The organism is Mycobacterium sp., assembly GCF_025965855.1.
Taxonomy (GTDB): Bacteria; Actinomycetota; Actinomycetes; order Mycobacteriales; family Mycobacteriaceae; genus Mycobacterium.
Genome location: NZ_JAOPWB010000201.1, coordinates 15,489 through 31,110, shown reverse-complemented (window position 1 = coordinate 31,110; position 15,622 = coordinate 15,489). Strand labels below are relative to the sequence as shown.

The window sequence follows — 15,622 nt, the reverse complement described above, 5'->3', positions numbered from 1 at the left end:
CGTTCCCGCACGCTGGCTCGAAGCCCGGCGCGTCGTTACGGATCGACATATGGTGGCGACGTGAGCAAGCTGGTGTCGCGGTCAGTCGATACCGCTATGGGGACGATCCGCACCCAGATCAGCCACGGAACCGGGCCCGCCGTGCTGATGTGGCCCAGCCTGCTGATGAACGGAGACCTGTGGGCCGGCCAGGCCGCCCGCTTCGGTGAGAGCAACCGCCTGGTGCTCATAGACCCACCCGGCCACGGGGGCAGCGCGCCCCTGCACGCGGCGTTCAGCTTCACCGACTGCGCGCGCTGCGTCGTCGACCTGCTCGATGGGCTCGGCATCGACAAAGCTCACTTCGTCGGCAATTCCTGGGGCGGAATGATTGGCGCCACGTTCGCGGCCCGCCATCCCGACCGCCTCGACCGCGCCGTCTTGATGAACTGCACGGCGTCGAAAGCCGGTTTCGTCCAAAAGATTCGGTTTGCGACCATGTTGCGGCTGGCGAGAGCCCTGGGCGGCATCCGGCCGCCGCTGACGCGGCCGGCGGTGCGCAGCTTCCTGGGTCCGACGACGCTGCGCAGCCGTCCGGAGGTGGTCGAGGTTGTGCTCGCGAACTTGCGCGCTGTCGACGTCGATTCGGCCCGCTGGGCGGTCCGCAGCGTGGTCCCCGACCGGCCGGATCAACACGCTCTACTGAGTCGCGTAACCGCCCCGGTACTCGTGATCGCGGGCGCCGAGGACGCCACCTTCCCGCTGGCGGAAACCCGGGCCATGGCGGAGTCGATTCCCAACGCGTCCTTCACCGTGCTGGACGGAGTCGCGCATCTGGCCGCGCTGGAAGATCCGGCCCGCGTGAACCGGCTGCTGGACGAATTCCTGTTCGACGCCGGTTCGCCTTAGCCGGGACCCATCCGGGCTGGCTCCGGCGCCGAATCACTCGCGTGAACCATTCGGCCCGGTCGGCAGGGCGGCCTCACCCGGGCGGGGTTAGCCGATCGCGGATCGGGGTATCGATCCGGTTGATCGAAATGCTGGCGTATCCCGTGGATATCGGCGTGCCGGCGATGCGGGTTTGTGGAAACATCCCCCACCGGGGCAAAGGCGCGTCCGGCCGCCTGGTCGCGCACGATGCGAGAGGCGTGACATGCTGGGCCATCTCTACGATCGGGCGCTCGGTGGCGAGAGATGTTGGGTCCGGCACGAGGACGGCGAGGTTCGGCCGCTGCCGGCTCACCGTTGGCTGGGCGAGCGATGTTCCGACAGCGCGCCCCGCGACGCCTTCGACGACGTCTTCGACGAGGCCGTGACGTGGATGTGCGCCGGACCGACGATAGAGCTGGGATGCGGGCCGGGACGGCTGGTCGCCAAGCTCATCCAGCGGGGGATACCCGCGCTCGGCATCGATCGGTCGGCGACGGCGATCCGCTTGGCGGGCCACGGCGGTGCGCCCGCGCTGCTGGGCGACGTGTTCGAGCCGCTACCCGGAACCGGTTTTTGGCAGACGGTTTTGCTCGTCGACGGCAACGTCGGTTTGGGCGGCGACCCGCGACGGATCCTGGCCCGCGCCGCCGAGCTGCTCGGCCGCGACGGGCGTTGCGTCGCTGAGTTCGAGACCGACGCGATCGGGGTCCGTCCGCGCTGGGTGCGCCTGGAGACGGCCCGCGACGTCGGCCCCTGGTTCCGGTGGGCGTCGGTCGGTGTGGACAGCGCCGCCACGCTGGCCGCGCAGGTCGGTCTGACGCTGACCGGCGTCCGGTTGATCGGCGGTCGGGTCATCGCGAGCCTGGCCGCCCTGTGAGCGACTACGGTTTTCCCGCCAAGCTGTGGCGCGCGCTCGACCGGCATCCGCCGCCGGGCGCGCAGCGCCTGGGGCGTTTGCTCATCCAGTTTCGAAGCCCGTTGCGCGGCCCGTGGCTGACGTCGGTGTTCGGGCTGGTGCTGCTGATCGCGATGCCGATCGTCATCGTCACCGGGCTGCTGTCCTACATCGCCTACGCGCCGCAACTCGGTCAGGCCATCCCCGCCGACGTCGGCTGGCTGCGCCTGCCCGTCTTCGCCTGGCCGACGCGCCCGTCGTGGTTGTACCGGCTGACCCAGGGTCTGCACGTGGGGCTGGGCCTGGTGGTCATCCCGGTGGTGCTGGCCAAGCTGTGGTCGGTGATCCCGCGGCTGTTCGTGTGGCCGCCGGCCCGCTCGATCGCCCAGCTGCTGGAGCGATTGTCGTTGCTGATGCTGGTCGGCGGGGTGTTGTTCGAAATCGTCACCGGGGTGCTGAACATCCAGTACGACTACATCTTCGGGTTCAGCTTCTACGACGCGCACTATTTCGGGGCTTGGGTCTTCATCGCCGGGTTCCTGATGCACATCGCGGTCAAGATCCCGCGCATGCTCACCGGGTTGCGGTCGCAATCGCTGCGAGAAGTGTTGCGCACCAACCGAAGTGACACACACCCGGAAGCGCCCGATCCCGACGGTCTGGTGTCGGCCGATCCGGCAGAACCGACCATGAGCAGACGCGGCGCGCTGGCGCTGGTCGGCTCCGGCGTGGTTCTCATCGGCGTGCTGACGGGCGGCCAGACCCTCGGCGGGGCCTCCCGCGGCGCCGCCCTGCTGCTGCCGCGCGGGCGGGGTCGCGGCGACTTCCCGGTCAACAAGACCGCGGTCGCCGCGGGCATCACGCCCGAAAGCGTTGGCGCGAGTTGGCGATTGGTCGTGCGCGGCGGGTCCTCGGAGGTGGTGCTGGACCGGGCGGCGCTGGCCGGTATGCCGCAATCCACGGCGCGGCTGCCGATCGCGTGCGTCGAGGGGTGGTCGACCGTGCAGACCTGGAGCGGGGTCCGGCTGGCCGAGCTGGCCCGAATCGCGGGGGTGCCCGCGCCACAAGCCGCGCGGGTGACGTCGCTGCAACGGGGTGGCGCGTTCGGCGAGGCGGCGTTGCAGGCCAACCAGATTCGCGACCCCGATGCCTTACTGGCGTTGCGGGTCAACGGCGCCGACCTGTCGCTGGATCACGGCTACCCGGCGCGGATCATCGTGCCGGCGCTGCCCGGCGTGCACAACACCAAATGGGTGGCGTCCATCGAATTCGAGTCGAGCTGAGATGTCAGCACTCTCAAGAAGTTTCGGGGTGGTTTACGGGTCTCGCCCGCTGCATCTGCTGACGATGCTGTCCGGTTTCGCGCTGCTGGGCTACATTCTCGCCACTTTCAAGCCGGCCACGCTGTGGAACTCCGGCACCTGGTGGCAGTCGATCGCCGTCTGGTTGGCCGCCGCCGTGATCGCCCACGACCTGTTGCTCTTCCCGCTCTACGCGCTGGCCGACCGGGCGCTGTTCGCACGAATCGGGCGAGCCGCGGCCGACCTTCCAAACATCAGCGCCCGCAACCACATTCGGGTGCCTGCCCTGGGCGCCGGGCTGACGCTGCTGGTCTTCCTCCCCGGCATCATCCAGCAGGGCGCCCCGGCCTACCAGGCGGCCACCGGGCAAACCCAGCAGCCGTTTTTGGGCAGGTGGCTGTTGCTCACCGCGGCGATGTTCGCGGTGAGCGCTATTTGCTACGCCGCCCGACTCGCCGTCGCGCGTTATCGAACCCCCGGCGCCGTGCCACAGCAAATAGCTCCAGCCGATTTGAACAAGGATTAGCCTGCATGCAGCAAACTGGTGGTTGGGCGTTCGTTCACCGCGGGCACCACCCTTAACGCAATCGTCAGTTTTGGCGTGCCGCACGGGGGTACAGTCCGTACATGACCGCGAGGGCACCCCGCATGACACCCTGCATGAAATGGTTGCTGCGGGCCGGTCCCGCCGACTACATGCTGGCCCTGAGCGTTGCCGGCGCCTCGCTGCCGGTCGTCGGCAAGCGCCTAGAGCCGCTGGGCGCCCTGACCGCGATGAGCGTCTGGGGCGCCCGTCACGCACCGCAAGCCCTGTCCGCGATGACGAAGGATTGGCTGACGCCCGGCGTCAACGACGTGCGTCGCCAGGACCGGGAGAGCATCCGTGAGGTCGCCGTCGCGGCGCTGCGGGGCGTCGTGTCGGCCGCGGACCTCGACGTCGAATGGCCCACCGCCGAGCGGACCCCGCCGATCTGGGATGCGATGCGCCAGCGCCGCTACCTCTATCGTCGCGGCGTCCACTACGGGGACAGCCCGGCGCAGGTGCTCGAGGTCTGGCGCCGCAAAGACCTGCCCGCGCATCCCGCGCCGGTCCTCATCTTCGTGCCCGGCGGCGCCTGGGTGCATGGCAGGTGCATGGGGCAGGGCTCCGCGCTGATGTCCCGGCTGGCCGCGCAGGGCTGGGTGTGTCTGGCGATCGACTACCGGGTCGCGCCGCACCACCGCTGGCCGCGCCACATCACCGACGTCAAGACGGCTATCGCGTGGGCGCGCGCTAACGTCGACAAGTTCGGTGGCGACCGCAATTTCGTTGCGGTGGCGGGCTGTTCGGCCGGTGGACACCTGTCCGCGCTGGCCGGGCTGACCCCCGACGACCCGGTGCACCGGGCCGAACTGCCGGAGGGCGCCGACAGTTCGGTGGACGCGGTGGTCGGCATCTACGGCCGTTACGACTGGGAGGACCGCTCCACCCCCGAGCGGGTGCGGTTCGTCGACTTCCTGGAGCGGGTGGTCGTCAGGAAGTCGATCACCCGCCACCCCGAGGTGTTCCGCGACGCGTCGCCGATCGCGCGGGTGCATCGAAATGCGCCGCCATTCCTCGTGATTCACGGCAGCAAGGACAGCGTCATCCCGGTCGAGCAGGCGCGTAGCTTCGTTGACCGGCTGCGGGCCGTCTCGCATTCGATGGTCGGCTACCTGGAATTGCCCGGGGCGGGCCACGGGTACGACCTCATCGACGGGGAGCGGGCCGGCGCGGCGGCCCATGCCGCTTCGCTGTTCCTCAACCAGGTCTACCGCACCAAAACGCAGATCGGCGCGAAAGAGGTTATCTGAGACCCCGCCGCTGAGTAAGGTCCCCCTATGAGTAAGGGGCAGCGGTGAAAAGGCTCAGCGGCTGGGACGCGGTACTGCTCTACAGCGAGACGCCGAACGTGCACATGCACACCATCAAAGCCGCGGTGATCGAACTGGCTCCGGATCGGCGTGACTTCGACGTCGACGCGTTCCGCCAGGTGATCGGCGGCCGGCTGAACAAGCTCGAGCCGTTCTGTTACCAGCTCGTCGAAATACCGTTCAAGTTCCACCATCCGATGTGGCGGGAGAACTGCGAGCTCGACCTCGAGTACCACATCCGGCCGTGGCGGCTACCCGCGCCCGGCGGTCGCCGCGAATTGGACGAGGCGATCGGCCGGATCGCCAGCACCCCGCTCGACCGCACCCGTCCGCTGTGGGAGATGTACTTCATCGAGGGTCTGGCCAATGACCGGATCGCGGTGGTCGGCAAGATCCACCACGCGCTCGCCGACGGCGTCGCCTCGGCCAACCTGATGGCCCGGGGGATGGACCTGCAGCCCGGACCCGCGGACGGCCCCTATCTGTGCGACCCGGCCCCCACCGCGATGCAGCTGATGGCTTCGGCGTTCACGGATCACCTGCGCCACATCGGGCGAATCCCCGCGACGATCCGCTACACCGCGCAGGGGCTGGGCCGGGTTCGCCGCAGTTCGCGCAAGCTGTCCCCGGAACTGACGCGGCCGTTCGAGCCGCCGCCGACCTTCATGAACCACATGATCACCCCGGAGCGCAGGTTCGCCACCGCCACGCTGGCGCTGGCCGACGTCAAGGAGACCGGCAAGCGGCTCGGGGCGACGATCAACGACATGGTGCTTGCGATGTCGACCGGCGCGCTGCGCACCTTGCTCCTGCGCTACGACGGCAAGGCCGCCCCGCTGCTGGCGTCGGTGCCGATCAGCTTCGACTTCTCACCGGAGCGCATCTCCGGGAACCGCTTCACCGGGATGCTGGTGGCGCTGCCCACCGACTCGGACGATCCGCTGGAGCGGGTGCAGTGCAGCCACGAGAACGCCATCTCGGCGAAGGAAAGCCACCACCTGATGGGGCCGGAGCTGGTCAGCCGGTGGGCGGCCTACATGCCGCCCGCGCCCACCCACGCCTTTTTCCGGTGGGCGTCCGGCCGCGACGGGCAGAACAAGATCCTCAACCTGAACATCTCGAACGTGCCCGGTCCCCGGGAGCGCGGCCGGGTGGGCGGCGCCCTGGTCACCGAGATCTATTCGGTGGGGCCGTTGACCGCCGGCAGCGGCCTCAACATCACCGTGTGGAGCTATGTCGATCAGCTCAACATCTCTGTGCTCTCCGACGGGGCCACCGTCAAGGATCCGCACGAGGTGACCGAGGCCGTGGTCGCCGACTTCATCGAAATACGCAGGGCCGCAAATATTCCCGAAGAGCTCACGGTCGTCGAGGCCGCGATGGCGCCCGCCTGAGCCGTCCGGTTCGGGTGTCGGGGTAACGGCACTCTCGGCTGGTGTCTATGGCGTTCCGGTCGGCCGTTACCATCGGGTCGGACAACCCCCATCCGAAGCCACCTGATATCCGAAGGAGCTGCGCAGCACCGTGAGCACTGGGAGCGAAGAGGCCAGCGTGGGCGAACCCGAAGTCCTGGTCGAGCAACGGGATCGGATCCTGATCATCACCATCAACCGGCCGAAGGCCAAGAACGCGGTCAACGCCGCGGTCAGCCGGGGCCTGGCCGATGCCGTGGATCGGCTCGACGGCGACACCGGCCTGTCGGTGGGAATCCTGACCGGCGCGGGCGGCTCGTTCTGCGCGGGCATGGACCTCAAGGCGTTCGCCCGCGGCGAGAACGTCGTCGTCGAGGGCCGCGGCATGGGGTTCACCCAACGCCCGCCGGCCAAGCCGCTGATCGCCGCGGTGGAAGGGTTCGCCCTGGCCGGCGGCACCGAGCTGGCGCTGGCCACCGACCTCATCGTCGCGTCGCGCGAGTCGGCGTTCGGCATCCCTGAGGTCAAGCGTGGGCTGGTGGCCGGCGGCGGCGGGCTGTTGCGGCTGCCCGAGCGCATCCCCTATGCGATCGCCATGGAGCTGGCGCTCACCGGCGACAACCTGCCGGCCGAGCGCGCCCATGAACTCGGGCTGGTCAACGTGCTGGCAGAGCCGGGCGAGGCGCTGGAGGCGGCGATCGCGCTGGCCGAGAAGATCACCGCCAACGGGCCGCTCGCGGTGGCCGCAACCAAGCGGATCATCACCGAGTCCCGCGGCTGGACCCCGGAGTCCAGGTGGGCGGAGCAGACCAAGATCCTGGGCCCGGTGTTCGTATCCAACGACGCCAAGGAAGGCGCGATCGCGTTCGCGGAGAAGCGCCCGCCGCGCTGGACCGGAACTTAATCGGTCAGATAGCGCTGCACCGTCGGCCCCAGCCACCCGACCAGGTCGTCGACGGCGGTCGACGCGAGCGGTTCGATCTTCAGCTGGTAGCGCGCGAACGCGAGCCCGGCCAGGTGACTGGCCACCAGCTCGACCCGTAGCTCGGCATCGGCCACCCCGAATTCCGCCGCGATCCGCTTGGCGATGGGGCCGGCGAGGCTGTCGTGCAACACCTTTCGCGCCTGGGGGTGGATGGCCGCCGAACGCCACAGCGTCATGAACGGCTCGAAGACGCCGCCTTCCTCCCAGTGCTCGATGAAGCGGCGCACCAGCCGCGGACCGATCTGCCCGGTGCCCTCGTCGAGGAGCGTGCCCAGCTGGTGCAGCGGGTGCTCGGGCCCGGTGAGCGCCGACGCGGTGAAGAGCCCTTCCTTGCTGTCGAAGAAGTAGTAGACCATCGCGACGTCCACGCCGGCGTCGGCGGCGATCGCGCGGACCGTGGCCTTGTCGTACCCGTCGCGCATGAAACGTTCGCGCGCCGCGTCGATGATGCGCTGCCTGCTCTGCTGACCGGTGCGCCACCGCCCCGCCCGCCGGGCCTCCGCCATGCGCCACAGCATACTTCAACAAGCGTTGACCTTTGTACCGCGGCGGGCGTAGCCTCGGATTTGTTCAGCGATGGTTGAAGTATCTGGAGGAGGTCTGACATGGCGACAAGCACCCGCGAACGACGGCTTTGGTGGCGACACCTGATGTCCGTCGTGCTTTTCCCGGTGACGGTGACGCTCGTCGTCCCGGCCCTGATCGTGATCCCGTCTGGCGTGGGGACGTCGCACTTAGGTGCCCCCCTGACGGCGGCGCTGGTCGCGGTCGGCTGCTTGCTGATCGCCGCCGGTTTGGGCCTGATGATCTGGACAAACGTGCTGTTCGACCACGTGGGCGAAGGGACGCTCGGGTTGGGCGACGTAATGGGCGAACCGGTCCACCTGGTCGTGCGGGGGCCCTACCGGCACGTGCGCAATCCGATGATCACCGGGGTGCTCTGCATCCTGCTCGGCGAGGCGGCCGTCACCGCGTCCGGCTCGCTGTTGGTCTGGTTCGCGATCTTCTTGACGTTCCAGGCGACCGCGATTCGGTTCTGGGAAGAGCCCCATCTCACCCAGCGGTATGGCAGCGAATACGTCGACTACCGGCGCAACGTTCCGCGCTGGATTCCCCGGATCATGCCCTGGACCGCCGGCGAATGACGGCCACACGCGGGCTCAGACGACGGGGGTTGTCGCGCCGCGCGTCGAGGAGGTGGAGCGAATCCGCGGTTTAGGCAATCGCAGGCAGGGGCACCTCTGCGGCATGATCGCACCCCACATCCCTGGTTTCCTCGCTCCTGCGGTGGTCGCGGCGTCTGGCGTTAGCGCGTCCGTCCTCGCGTCCGCAATCCCCGTCGCCGCCGCCGATCCGTGTCCGGACGTTCAGGTGGTGTTCGCTCGCGGTACCGATGACCCTCCCGGTGTCGGCCCGACCGGACAAGCATTCGTCGACTCCCTGCGCCCGCGCGTTGGCGCAAAGTCGTTTGACGTATATCCGGTCAACTACCCCGCTACCCATGACTGGACGAGCGCGGGCCAGGAGGGCATCAGGGACGCGGGCGCGCATGTCATTTCGATGGCGCACGACTGCCCCAACACCAAGATGGTGCTCGGCGGTTATTCCCAGGGCGCGGCCGTGATGGGCTTCGTCACCTCGGCAGAGGTACCGAACGGAATCGATCCGGCGACGGTACCCAAACCGATGGACCCCGACGTGGCCAACCACGTCTCCTCGGTCGTGCTCTTCGCATTGCCGAGCGACCGGGCGATGAACTTCTTCGGCGAGCCGCCGGTCGTCATTGGCCCGCTCTATCAGGCCAAGACCACCAAGGTGTGCGCTCCGGAGGACCCGATCTGCTCCGATGGGATGAATTTCGGCGTACATATGTCGTATCCGAGCAACGTCGCGATCATTGACAGGGGCGCGGCCTTCGCGGCCGATCGTCTTGCCGCAGAAGGTCCTGGCGGGCCAGCGGGTGCGGGTCCGGGCGCGCCGGCGTCGGTCCTCGGGTCTCCGTCTGCAGGCGGAGGCTTTGGCGGTTAATCCCTGACGCAGCTTTTGTTGCGCATCGGGACGGCTGCCACGAACCCGGCGTCGCGCCGGTCGCTCCGGGCAGTTAATCGGCTCGGTTACACTGCGGACTAGATTTGTAAAGGGCTGAGATCCAGAAAGATCGAGGATGAGCATTTCGTTGCTGCTGGAGATGGCCGCGTCGAGCAACCCCGAGCGCACGGCGGTCGTCTCGGGAGACCTGCGCCTGACGGCGCAGCGGCTCAGCGATCTCGCCGACGGAGGCGCCGGTGTCATCGCGGCTTCCGGTGCCAAGCACGTCGCCTACGTGGGCACCGGCGGCGCGATGCTGCCGGTGCTGATCTTCGCCAGCGCGCGCGCCGGGCTGACCTTCACGCCGATCAATTACCGGCTCTCCACGGACGGCATCCAGGCGCTGATCGAGCGGCTGCCCGAACCCCTGGTGGTCGTCGACGACCGCTACCGGGACATGATCGGGGACGCGTCCGATCGGGTGATGTCGTCCGACGAATTCCTGGCGGCCGCGCGCGACAGCGAGCCGGCCGCAGAGTTCCCCGACCCGGAGTCCGTGGCGATCGTGCTGTTCACATCGGGCACCACGTCGCAGCCCAAGGCCGTCGAACTCTCGCACAACAACCTGACCAGCTACGTGACCGGTACGGTCGAGTTCGAGTCGGCGGATCCAAGCGACGCCGCCCTGATCTGCGTGCCGCCGTATCACATCGCCGGCGTGGGGGCCGCGCTTTCGAACCTGTACGCCGGCCGAAAGATGGTCTACCTGCCCAACTTCGACGCCGACGAATGGGTGCGGCTGATCGACGCCGAGCGTGTGACCACCGCGACCGTGGTCCCCACCATGCTCGACCGCGTCGTCACAGTTCTCGAGAGCGGCGGTCACGAGCTGCCGTCGCTGCGCAACCTCGCCTACGGCGGCTCGAAAGTGGGCCTGCCGCTGGTCCGCCGGGCGCTCGAACTGTTGCCACACGTGGGCTTCGTCAACGCCTACGGACTGACCGAAACGAGCTCGACGCTCGCCGTGCTGGGTCCCGAAGACCACCGCGCGGCGCAAGCGGCGTCCGATCTCGCCGTGGTCAAACGGCTGGGGTCGGTCGGACGGCCGGTCCCCGGCATCGAGCTGGAGATCCGCGACGAGGACGGCAACATCCTGCCGCCGGGCCAGACCGGCGAGCTGTTCGTGCGGGGCGAGCAGGTCTCGGGCCGCTACACCGGGATCGGCTCGGTGCTCGACGAAAACGGTTGGTTCCCAACCAAAGACATCGCCATGCTCGACGAGGAAGGCTACCTGTTCATCGGCGGGCGCAGCGACGACACCATCATCCGCGGCGGAGAGAACATCGCGCCCGCCGAGCTGGAAGAGGTGCTGATCGAACACCCCCACGTGCGCGACGTCGCCGTGGTCGGTGTGGAGGACCCGCAGTGGGGCCAGGCGATCGTCGCCGTGGTGGTGCCGGCCGCGGGAATCGATCCCGACCCCGAGGAACTCCGTGAGCACGTCCGCAAGAGCTTGCGCGGCTCGCGTACCCCCGACCGCGTAGTGTTTCGCGACGAGCTGCCAACCACCCCTACCGGCAAGGTGCTGCGCAGGGAGATCATCCAGGAGCTAGAAGGACTGCACGCATGATCAAGAACGGAACCCGCCTCGCCAGCCAGGTGTGCGACACCCAGGTCATCGTCGTCAGAAGCAGCGACAGCCTCGACGACCTGCGCTGCGGTGGCGCGCCGATGGTGCCGATAGGGGGCGAGCGGTCCGGCGAGCTCGACCCGGCGTTCGCCGACGGCACCGTGATGGGCAAGCGCTACGTCGACGAGACCGGCGCCGAGGTGCTGGTCACCAAGCCGGGCGCGGGAAGCCTAAGCGTCGGGCAGACCGCGCTGCAGCTCAAGGAGGTCAAGCCGCTGCCGGCCAGCGACTGACGGTCGGTATGCGCCGCTATTGGCCGGTTGAGCCGGCGCGCTACTGCCCGATCTTGTTGCGAATGACGAATTCCCGTGCCTTGATCAGGAATTCGAGCTGCTCACCCACCTGATGCAGCGGGTCGATGCGGTGGGTCGAGCGGGCCAGCACGATGGCTCCTTCCAGGGCGGCGATCGACGTCACCGCAAGCGAGGCCGCATCCGCGTCGTCGAAGCCATCGTTGGTGAACGCCCGGGTCAGGGCGGTGCACCAGCGGCCCAGGATCGCGCCGGCCTCGCCGGAAAGGTTGGGATCGCCGTCGTCAGAGCCGATCGCCGCAGCCACCACCGGGCAGCCGGCCGCGAAGTCGCCCTCGATCAGCAGCCGTTCCCAGAAGTCGACGAACTCGCGCAGCAGGGCCCGGGCGCCCCAGCCGGCGGCGTCGTCGATCATCGCGGTCATGGACTCACCCGAGTAGCGCAGTGCCTCGGTCAGGATCTGATTGCGCCCTTCGGGAAAGTGGTAGTACACCGAGCCGCGTGGCGCGCCGCTGCGGGCCAGCACCTCATCGATGGTCACCCCCGCGGCCCCGCGCTCACGCATCACCTGGGCGGCGCTGACCAACATCTTTTTGCGGGTGTCGCAGCGCTTGGCCGGCGCGGGTCCCGCCTTGGCATCGAGGGTAGTCGGCACTGTCGCACCTCGCGTGACGAGGGTCATGCAGCGTGTGAATGCCGCGGTACCGGCCAGGGCATATTGCGCGGGCTGAACCGGAACGGCCGCTTGATGTCGGGCATCTCACGCGTGAACTGATAGCCGGCGACATTGAGTTCGATGATCCACATAGTTTTCTCCCGGCCTGAGTGCAGCCCATGATTATGCTTAGAACCATATGAGACATCGGTCGAGTAAGCAACTTTTATTCCCTATGTAAGCCCAGCAACACCACAAATGGGAGACCGGCGCTGCCGACGGTCCTGGTCAGCGCGAACATAACAATCCGGTTTCTATGGCTTATTGCATAATCAGTAGGCCTGCGCTTCACTGAGCCGATGGCCCTTCCGAACCTCGACACCGTGTCCCTCGAGCGCGATGGATACGTCCTGCTGATCGGCCTGAACCGGCCGCACAAGCGCAACGCATTCGACCGGGCGATGCTCGCCGACCTGGCCCGTGCGTATGCGCTGCTCGAATCCGATGACTCGCTGCGGGCCGGCGTGCTGTTCGCGCACGGCGACCACTTCACCGCCGGCCTGGACCTGGTCGACGTCGGCCCCGGCATCGCGGCCGGGGAATTGGCCTTCCCGGACGACGGCCGCGACCCCTGGCGGCTGGACGGCCAGTGGACCACACCGCTGGTCGCCGTCGCGCACGGCTGGTGCATGACGTTGGGCATCGAGCTGCTGCTGGCCGCCGATATCCGCATCGCGGCGGCGGGGACCCGGTTCACGCAGCTGGTGGTGCAGCGCGGGATCTATCCGTTCGGCGGCGCGACGGTCCGGCTGCCCCGCGACGCCGGGTGGGGCAACGCCATGCGCTGGCTGCTCACCGGCGACGAGTTCGACGCGGCCGAGGCGTATCGGATCGGGCTGGTTCAGGAGGTCGCCGACGACGCGGCCGCCGGGTTGGCCCGGGGGCGTGAGATCGCGAACACCATCGCCGAGCGCGCCGCACCGTTGGGGGTGCGGGCCACGCTGGCGTCGGCCCAGCTGGCCCGTCAACAAGGTGAGGCGGCCGCGATCGAGCGCCTGCGCCCCGACGTGACCGTGCTGTTCGCCAGCGAGGACGCCGCCGAAGGGGTGCGATCGTTCATCGAACGGCGACAGGCCAAATTCCAGGGACGCTGATGCGCGGCGAGGCCCAGCGGGCGTCCAGCTGACCGTCGAGTGTGAACCACACGACGCTCAATCGGCGTGTCGCGTCGCAGAATTCACGGTCGGCGAGGCCGGCCGCTCACTCGAGCGTGTAGCCCATCGGCATCAGCACGCTCTTGTGCTGGGTGAAGTGCTCGACACCCTCCGGCCCGTTTTCGCGGCCGATGCCGGAGTTCTTGTAACCGCCGAACGGACAGCAGGGATCGAACGCGTACCAGTTGATCGCGTACGTCCCGGTGCGGATCTTCTCCGAGATCTCGATGCCCCGCGGCACGTTGCTGGTCCACACACTGCCGGCCAGGCCGTACTCTGAGTCGTTGGCGATCTTGATCGCGTCCTCCTCGGTGTCGTAGGGGATGATGCTCAGCACCGGCCCGAAGATCTCTTCTTGCGCGATCGTCATCTTGTTGTCGACATCGGCGAAGACGGTGGGCTGCACGAAGAATCCGTTTTCCAGACCCTCGGGACGGCCGCCGCCGCACACCAGCCGCGCGCCGTCCTCGATGCCCTTGGCGATGTAGCCCTCGACCCGGGCGCGCTGCTTCTCGGAAATGAGCGACCCGATCTGGGCGGCCGGGTCCGACGGCGGCCCGATCGGTAGCGCCTGCACGAAAGTGCCTACCGCGTCGACGATTTCCTCGTAGCGCGATCGGGGCGCCAGGATGCGGGTCTGGCCCACACAGGCCTGCCCGGTGTTCATGATCCCGGAGAACACCATCATCGGGACCGCGGAGGCCAGGTCGACGTCCTCGAGGACGATGGCCGCCGATTTTCCGCCGAGCTCCAGGGTGCACGGCTTGAGCATTTCCGCGGCGCGGCGGCCGATCTCTTTGCCGACACCCGAACTGCCGGTGAAGGTGAACAGGTCGACATCCCGGTTGGAGGTCAGCGCCTGCCCGGTCTCGATCCCGCCGGGCACCACTGACAGCACGCCCTCGGGGAGGCCGGCGTCGGCGAACACCTCCGCCAAAGCGTTTGCGGTCAAAGGTGTTTCGGCTGCCGGCTTGAGCACCACCGTGCAGCCGGCCAGCAGCGCCGGGCCCAGCTTATTGACCGCCAGGAACAGCGGCACGTTCCACGCCACGATCGCGCCGACCACACCGATGGGCTCACGATGCACGATCGTCTGCCCGTAGGAGCCGTTGCGGATCTCCCGCCACTTGACCTGGTCGACGGCGGGGCCGGCGAAGAAGCTCATCGCCCCCATCGACCCCATCCAGTGCATCGTCTCGATGGTCATCGGCGGCTGACCCGTCTCGTCGGCGAGCAGCTTGGCGAACTGCTCCTTGCGCTCCTCGAGCAGCTGCAGCGCCCTGGCGATGACGGCCGCGCGCTCCTTCGGGGGTGTCGTCGGCCAGGGGCCGCTGTCGAAGGCGGCGCGGGCCGCGGCGACCGCCGCGTCGACGTCGGCCGCCGCCGCGAGCGGCACCTTGCCGACGTATTCACCGGTGGCCGGGCAGTGCACCTCGATGGCTTCGGAGGTCGACGGCTCCGTCCACCTGCCGCCGATGAAAAGTTTGTCGTATTCGGTCTTAACGTCGGTCATGGCGCCACCCTACCCAAGCCGAAGCAAAACGAGAACATGTTTCATTATCGGGGTGCAAGCGCCAGCACGAGATTGCTCACAAGGAACTCGCGCAGCACCGGCACCGACGTCAGCCGCCACGCCCATCGAGGGTGGTAGCGCGGAAATGCGGCGACCTCGGCGCCGGTGCTGGCGGCCCAGCTCAGGCCGTCGGCGGCCGACACCGCGAACAACGACGACCCGTAGTTGTTTTTGGCCGGATGACCGTGTTTGCGGGCGTAGCGCGCGGCGGCCCGGGCGCCGCCGAGGTAGTGCCACAGGCCCGTCTCATGGCCGCCGAACGGGCCCAGCCAGACGGTGTACGAGAGGACGGCCAGCCCGCCCGGCTTGGTCACCCGCAGCATCTCGGCGCCGAGCTGCCACGGCCCCGGCACGTGTTCGGCGACGTTAGAGGAAAGGCAGATGTCGACGGAATTGTCGGCGAAGGGCAGCGCCACGCCCGAGGCCCGGACGAACGAATTGGTCGCCGCAGCCAAAGCCGGCCCGGCCCCGTGTATCTCGCCCGGGTCGGGTTCCACGCCGATGTAGCGGATCTCGGCATCGGCAAACGCCGCCGCGAAATATCCCGGGCCCCCGCCGACGTCGAGCAGCGTGCGGCCCACCGGAGCCTCGCCATGGGTCCCGCGCCATAGGTCGGTGACCATCGCCGCGGTATCGGCCGCCAGGGCGCGATAGAACCGGGCCGGGTCGGACCGCTCGTAGCGAAACTCCGCCAGCAAGCGCAGCGACCGGCGCAGCTTCGCCCGCCGCGCGAAAACCCGCGTGATTGGAGAGGCGACGGCCACCGGCCAACCCTACGGCCGGGTCGCGCGCGGCGGCTTCCAGTCACTGTTGTCA

The 15,622-nt window shown here is 68.4% G+C and carries 17 protein-coding genes; 12 read left to right on the top strand and 5 right to left on the bottom strand.

The window, feature by feature from the left end; translation table 11 throughout:
- Positions 1–96 precede the first annotated feature (96 nt).
- The 7 genes from JWP83_RS17155 (at position 97) to JWP83_RS17125 (ending at position 7,314) form a co-directional block, all read left to right on the top strand.
- Complete coding sequence (locus JWP83_RS17155; protein WP_297732231.1) at positions 97–888, top strand: alpha/beta fold hydrolase; 792 nt, start codon at positions 97–99, stop codon at positions 886–888.
- A 244-nt stretch (positions 889–1,132) separates the two neighbouring features.
- Complete coding sequence (locus JWP83_RS17150) at positions 1,133–1,786, top strand: SAM-dependent methyltransferase (RefSeq protein ID WP_297732177.1); 654 nt, start codon at positions 1,133–1,135, stop codon at positions 1,784–1,786.
- Positions 1,783–3,087 (top strand): molybdopterin-dependent oxidoreductase, encoded by a 1,305-nt coding sequence (locus tag JWP83_RS17145; RefSeq protein ID WP_297732175.1) that lies wholly within the window; start codon positions 1,783–1,785, stop codon positions 3,085–3,087. The genes JWP83_RS17150 and JWP83_RS17145 overlap by 4 nt, the downstream gene beginning before the upstream one ends.
- Before the next feature lies 1 nt (position 3,088).
- Entirely contained in the window at positions 3,089–3,631 is a 543-nt protein-coding gene (locus tag JWP83_RS17140) for a hypothetical protein (RefSeq protein WP_297732173.1), read from the top strand.
- 101 nt (positions 3,632–3,732) lie between these two features.
- Positions 3,733–4,938, top strand: coding sequence for an alpha/beta hydrolase (locus tag JWP83_RS17135; RefSeq protein WP_297732170.1), 1,206 nt, complete (start codon positions 3,733–3,735; stop codon positions 4,936–4,938).
- A 44-nt stretch (positions 4,939–4,982) separates the two neighbouring features.
- Entirely contained in the window at positions 4,983–6,392 is a 1,410-nt protein-coding gene (locus tag JWP83_RS17130) for a wax ester/triacylglycerol synthase family O-acyltransferase (RefSeq protein WP_297732167.1), read from the top strand.
- Positions 6,393–6,522: 130 nt separating this feature from the next.
- On the top strand, positions 6,523–7,314 hold the full coding sequence (locus JWP83_RS17125) for a crotonase/enoyl-CoA hydratase family protein (protein WP_297732164.1): 792 nt from the start codon (positions 6,523–6,525) through the stop codon (positions 7,312–7,314).
- Here JWP83_RS17125 and JWP83_RS17120 read toward each other — a convergent pair.
- Positions 7,311–7,901, bottom strand: a complete 591-nt coding sequence (locus tag JWP83_RS17120) for a TetR/AcrR family transcriptional regulator (protein WP_297732161.1) — start codon at positions 7,899–7,901, stop codon at positions 7,311–7,313. The two genes, JWP83_RS17125 and JWP83_RS17120, sit on opposite strands and share 4 nt — an antisense overlap.
- A 99-nt stretch (positions 7,902–8,000) precedes the next feature.
- Here JWP83_RS17120 and JWP83_RS17115 point away from each other — a divergent pair, with 99 nt between their 5' ends.
- The 4 genes from JWP83_RS17115 to JWP83_RS17100 all read left to right on the top strand — a co-directional run bounded on the left by JWP83_RS17115 (position 8,001) and on the right by JWP83_RS17100 (position 11,346).
- Positions 8,001–8,540 (top strand): isoprenylcysteine carboxylmethyltransferase family protein, encoded by a 540-nt coding sequence (locus tag JWP83_RS17115; RefSeq protein WP_297732158.1) that lies wholly within the window; start codon positions 8,001–8,003, stop codon positions 8,538–8,540.
- A 103-nt stretch (positions 8,541–8,643) separates the two neighbouring features.
- A complete protein-coding gene (locus JWP83_RS17110; protein WP_297732155.1) occupies positions 8,644–9,423 on the top strand; it encodes a cutinase family protein in 780 nt (259 codons plus the stop codon).
- 136 nt (positions 9,424–9,559) lie between these two features.
- Positions 9,560–11,053 (top strand): class I adenylate-forming enzyme family protein, encoded by a 1,494-nt coding sequence (locus tag JWP83_RS17105; protein WP_297732153.1) that lies wholly within the window; start codon positions 9,560–9,562, stop codon positions 11,051–11,053.
- Positions 11,050–11,346, top strand: coding sequence for a hypothetical protein (locus tag JWP83_RS17100; protein WP_297732152.1), 297 nt, complete (start codon positions 11,050–11,052; stop codon positions 11,344–11,346). The genes JWP83_RS17105 and JWP83_RS17100 overlap by 4 nt, the downstream gene beginning before the upstream one ends.
- 40 nt (positions 11,347–11,386) lie before the next feature.
- Here JWP83_RS17100 and JWP83_RS17095 read toward each other — a convergent pair whose 3' ends face one another.
- Both JWP83_RS17095 and JWP83_RS17090 read right to left on the bottom strand, forming a co-directional pair.
- Positions 11,387–11,953, bottom strand: coding sequence for a TetR/AcrR family transcriptional regulator (locus JWP83_RS17095; RefSeq protein WP_297732229.1), 567 nt, complete (start codon positions 11,951–11,953; stop codon positions 11,387–11,389).
- Between the two features lie 89 nt (positions 11,954–12,042).
- Entirely contained in the window at positions 12,043–12,171 is a 129-nt protein-coding gene (locus JWP83_RS17090) for a hypothetical protein (protein ID WP_297732148.1), read from the bottom strand.
- 207 nt (positions 12,172–12,378) lie between these two features.
- On the opposite strand from JWP83_RS17090, the gene JWP83_RS17085 reads away from it, so the two are divergent.
- Positions 12,379–13,173: a crotonase/enoyl-CoA hydratase family protein gene (locus JWP83_RS17085; RefSeq protein WP_297732145.1), complete on the top strand. Its 795-nt coding sequence runs from the start codon at positions 12,379–12,381 to the stop codon at positions 13,171–13,173.
- Positions 13,174–13,279: 106 nt separating this feature from the next.
- Here JWP83_RS17085 and JWP83_RS17080 read toward each other — a convergent pair whose 3' ends face one another.
- Positions 13,280–14,746 carry an aldehyde dehydrogenase gene (locus tag JWP83_RS17080; RefSeq protein WP_297732142.1) on the bottom strand — a complete coding sequence of 489 codons (1,467 nt, stop codon included), beginning with the start codon at positions 14,744–14,746 and terminating at the stop codon, positions 13,280–13,282.
- A gap of 44 nt (positions 14,747–14,790) precedes the next feature.
- A complete protein-coding gene (locus JWP83_RS17075; RefSeq protein ID WP_297732216.1) occupies positions 14,791–15,552 on the bottom strand; it encodes a class I SAM-dependent methyltransferase in 762 nt (253 codons plus the stop codon).
- Between the last annotated feature and the right edge of the window lie 70 nt (positions 15,553–15,622).

Coding starts and splice junctions, on each gene's coding strand:
- JWP83_RS17115 (WP_297732158.1), top strand. CDS start 8,001: ATGGCGACAAGCACCCGCGAACGACGGCTTTGGTGGCGACACCTGATG.
- JWP83_RS17110 (WP_297732155.1), top strand. CDS start 8,644: ATGATCGCACCCCACATCCCTGGTTTCCTCGCTCCTGCGGTGGTCGCG.
- JWP83_RS17135 (WP_297732170.1), top strand. CDS start 3,733: ATGACCGCGAGGGCACCCCGCATGACACCCTGCATGAAATGGTTGCTG.
- JWP83_RS17100 (WP_297732152.1), top strand. CDS start 11,050: ATGATCAAGAACGGAACCCGCCTCGCCAGCCAGGTGTGCGACACCCAG.
- JWP83_RS17140 (WP_297732173.1), top strand. CDS start 3,089: ATGTCAGCACTCTCAAGAAGTTTCGGGGTGGTTTACGGGTCTCGCCCG.
- JWP83_RS17095 (WP_297732229.1), bottom strand. CDS start 11,953: ATGTTGGTCAGCGCCGCCCAGGTGATGCGTGAGCGCGGGGCCGCGGGG.
- JWP83_RS17085 (WP_297732145.1), top strand. CDS start 12,379: ATGGCCCTTCCGAACCTCGACACCGTGTCCCTCGAGCGCGATGGATAC.
- JWP83_RS17105 (WP_297732153.1), top strand. CDS start 9,560: ATGAGCATTTCGTTGCTGCTGGAGATGGCCGCGTCGAGCAACCCCGAG.
- JWP83_RS17150 (WP_297732177.1), top strand. CDS start 1,133: ATGCTGGGCCATCTCTACGATCGGGCGCTCGGTGGCGAGAGATGTTGG.
- JWP83_RS17090 (WP_297732148.1), bottom strand. CDS start 12,171: ATGTGGATCATCGAACTCAATGTCGCCGGCTATCAGTTCACGCGTGAG.
- JWP83_RS17155 (WP_297732231.1), top strand. CDS start 97: ATGGGGACGATCCGCACCCAGATCAGCCACGGAACCGGGCCCGCCGTG.
- JWP83_RS17080 (WP_297732142.1), bottom strand. CDS start 14,746: ATGACCGACGTTAAGACCGAATACGACAAACTTTTCATCGGCGGCAGG.
- JWP83_RS17120 (WP_297732161.1), bottom strand. CDS start 7,901: ATGGCGGAGGCCCGGCGGGCGGGGCGGTGGCGCACCGGTCAGCAGAGC.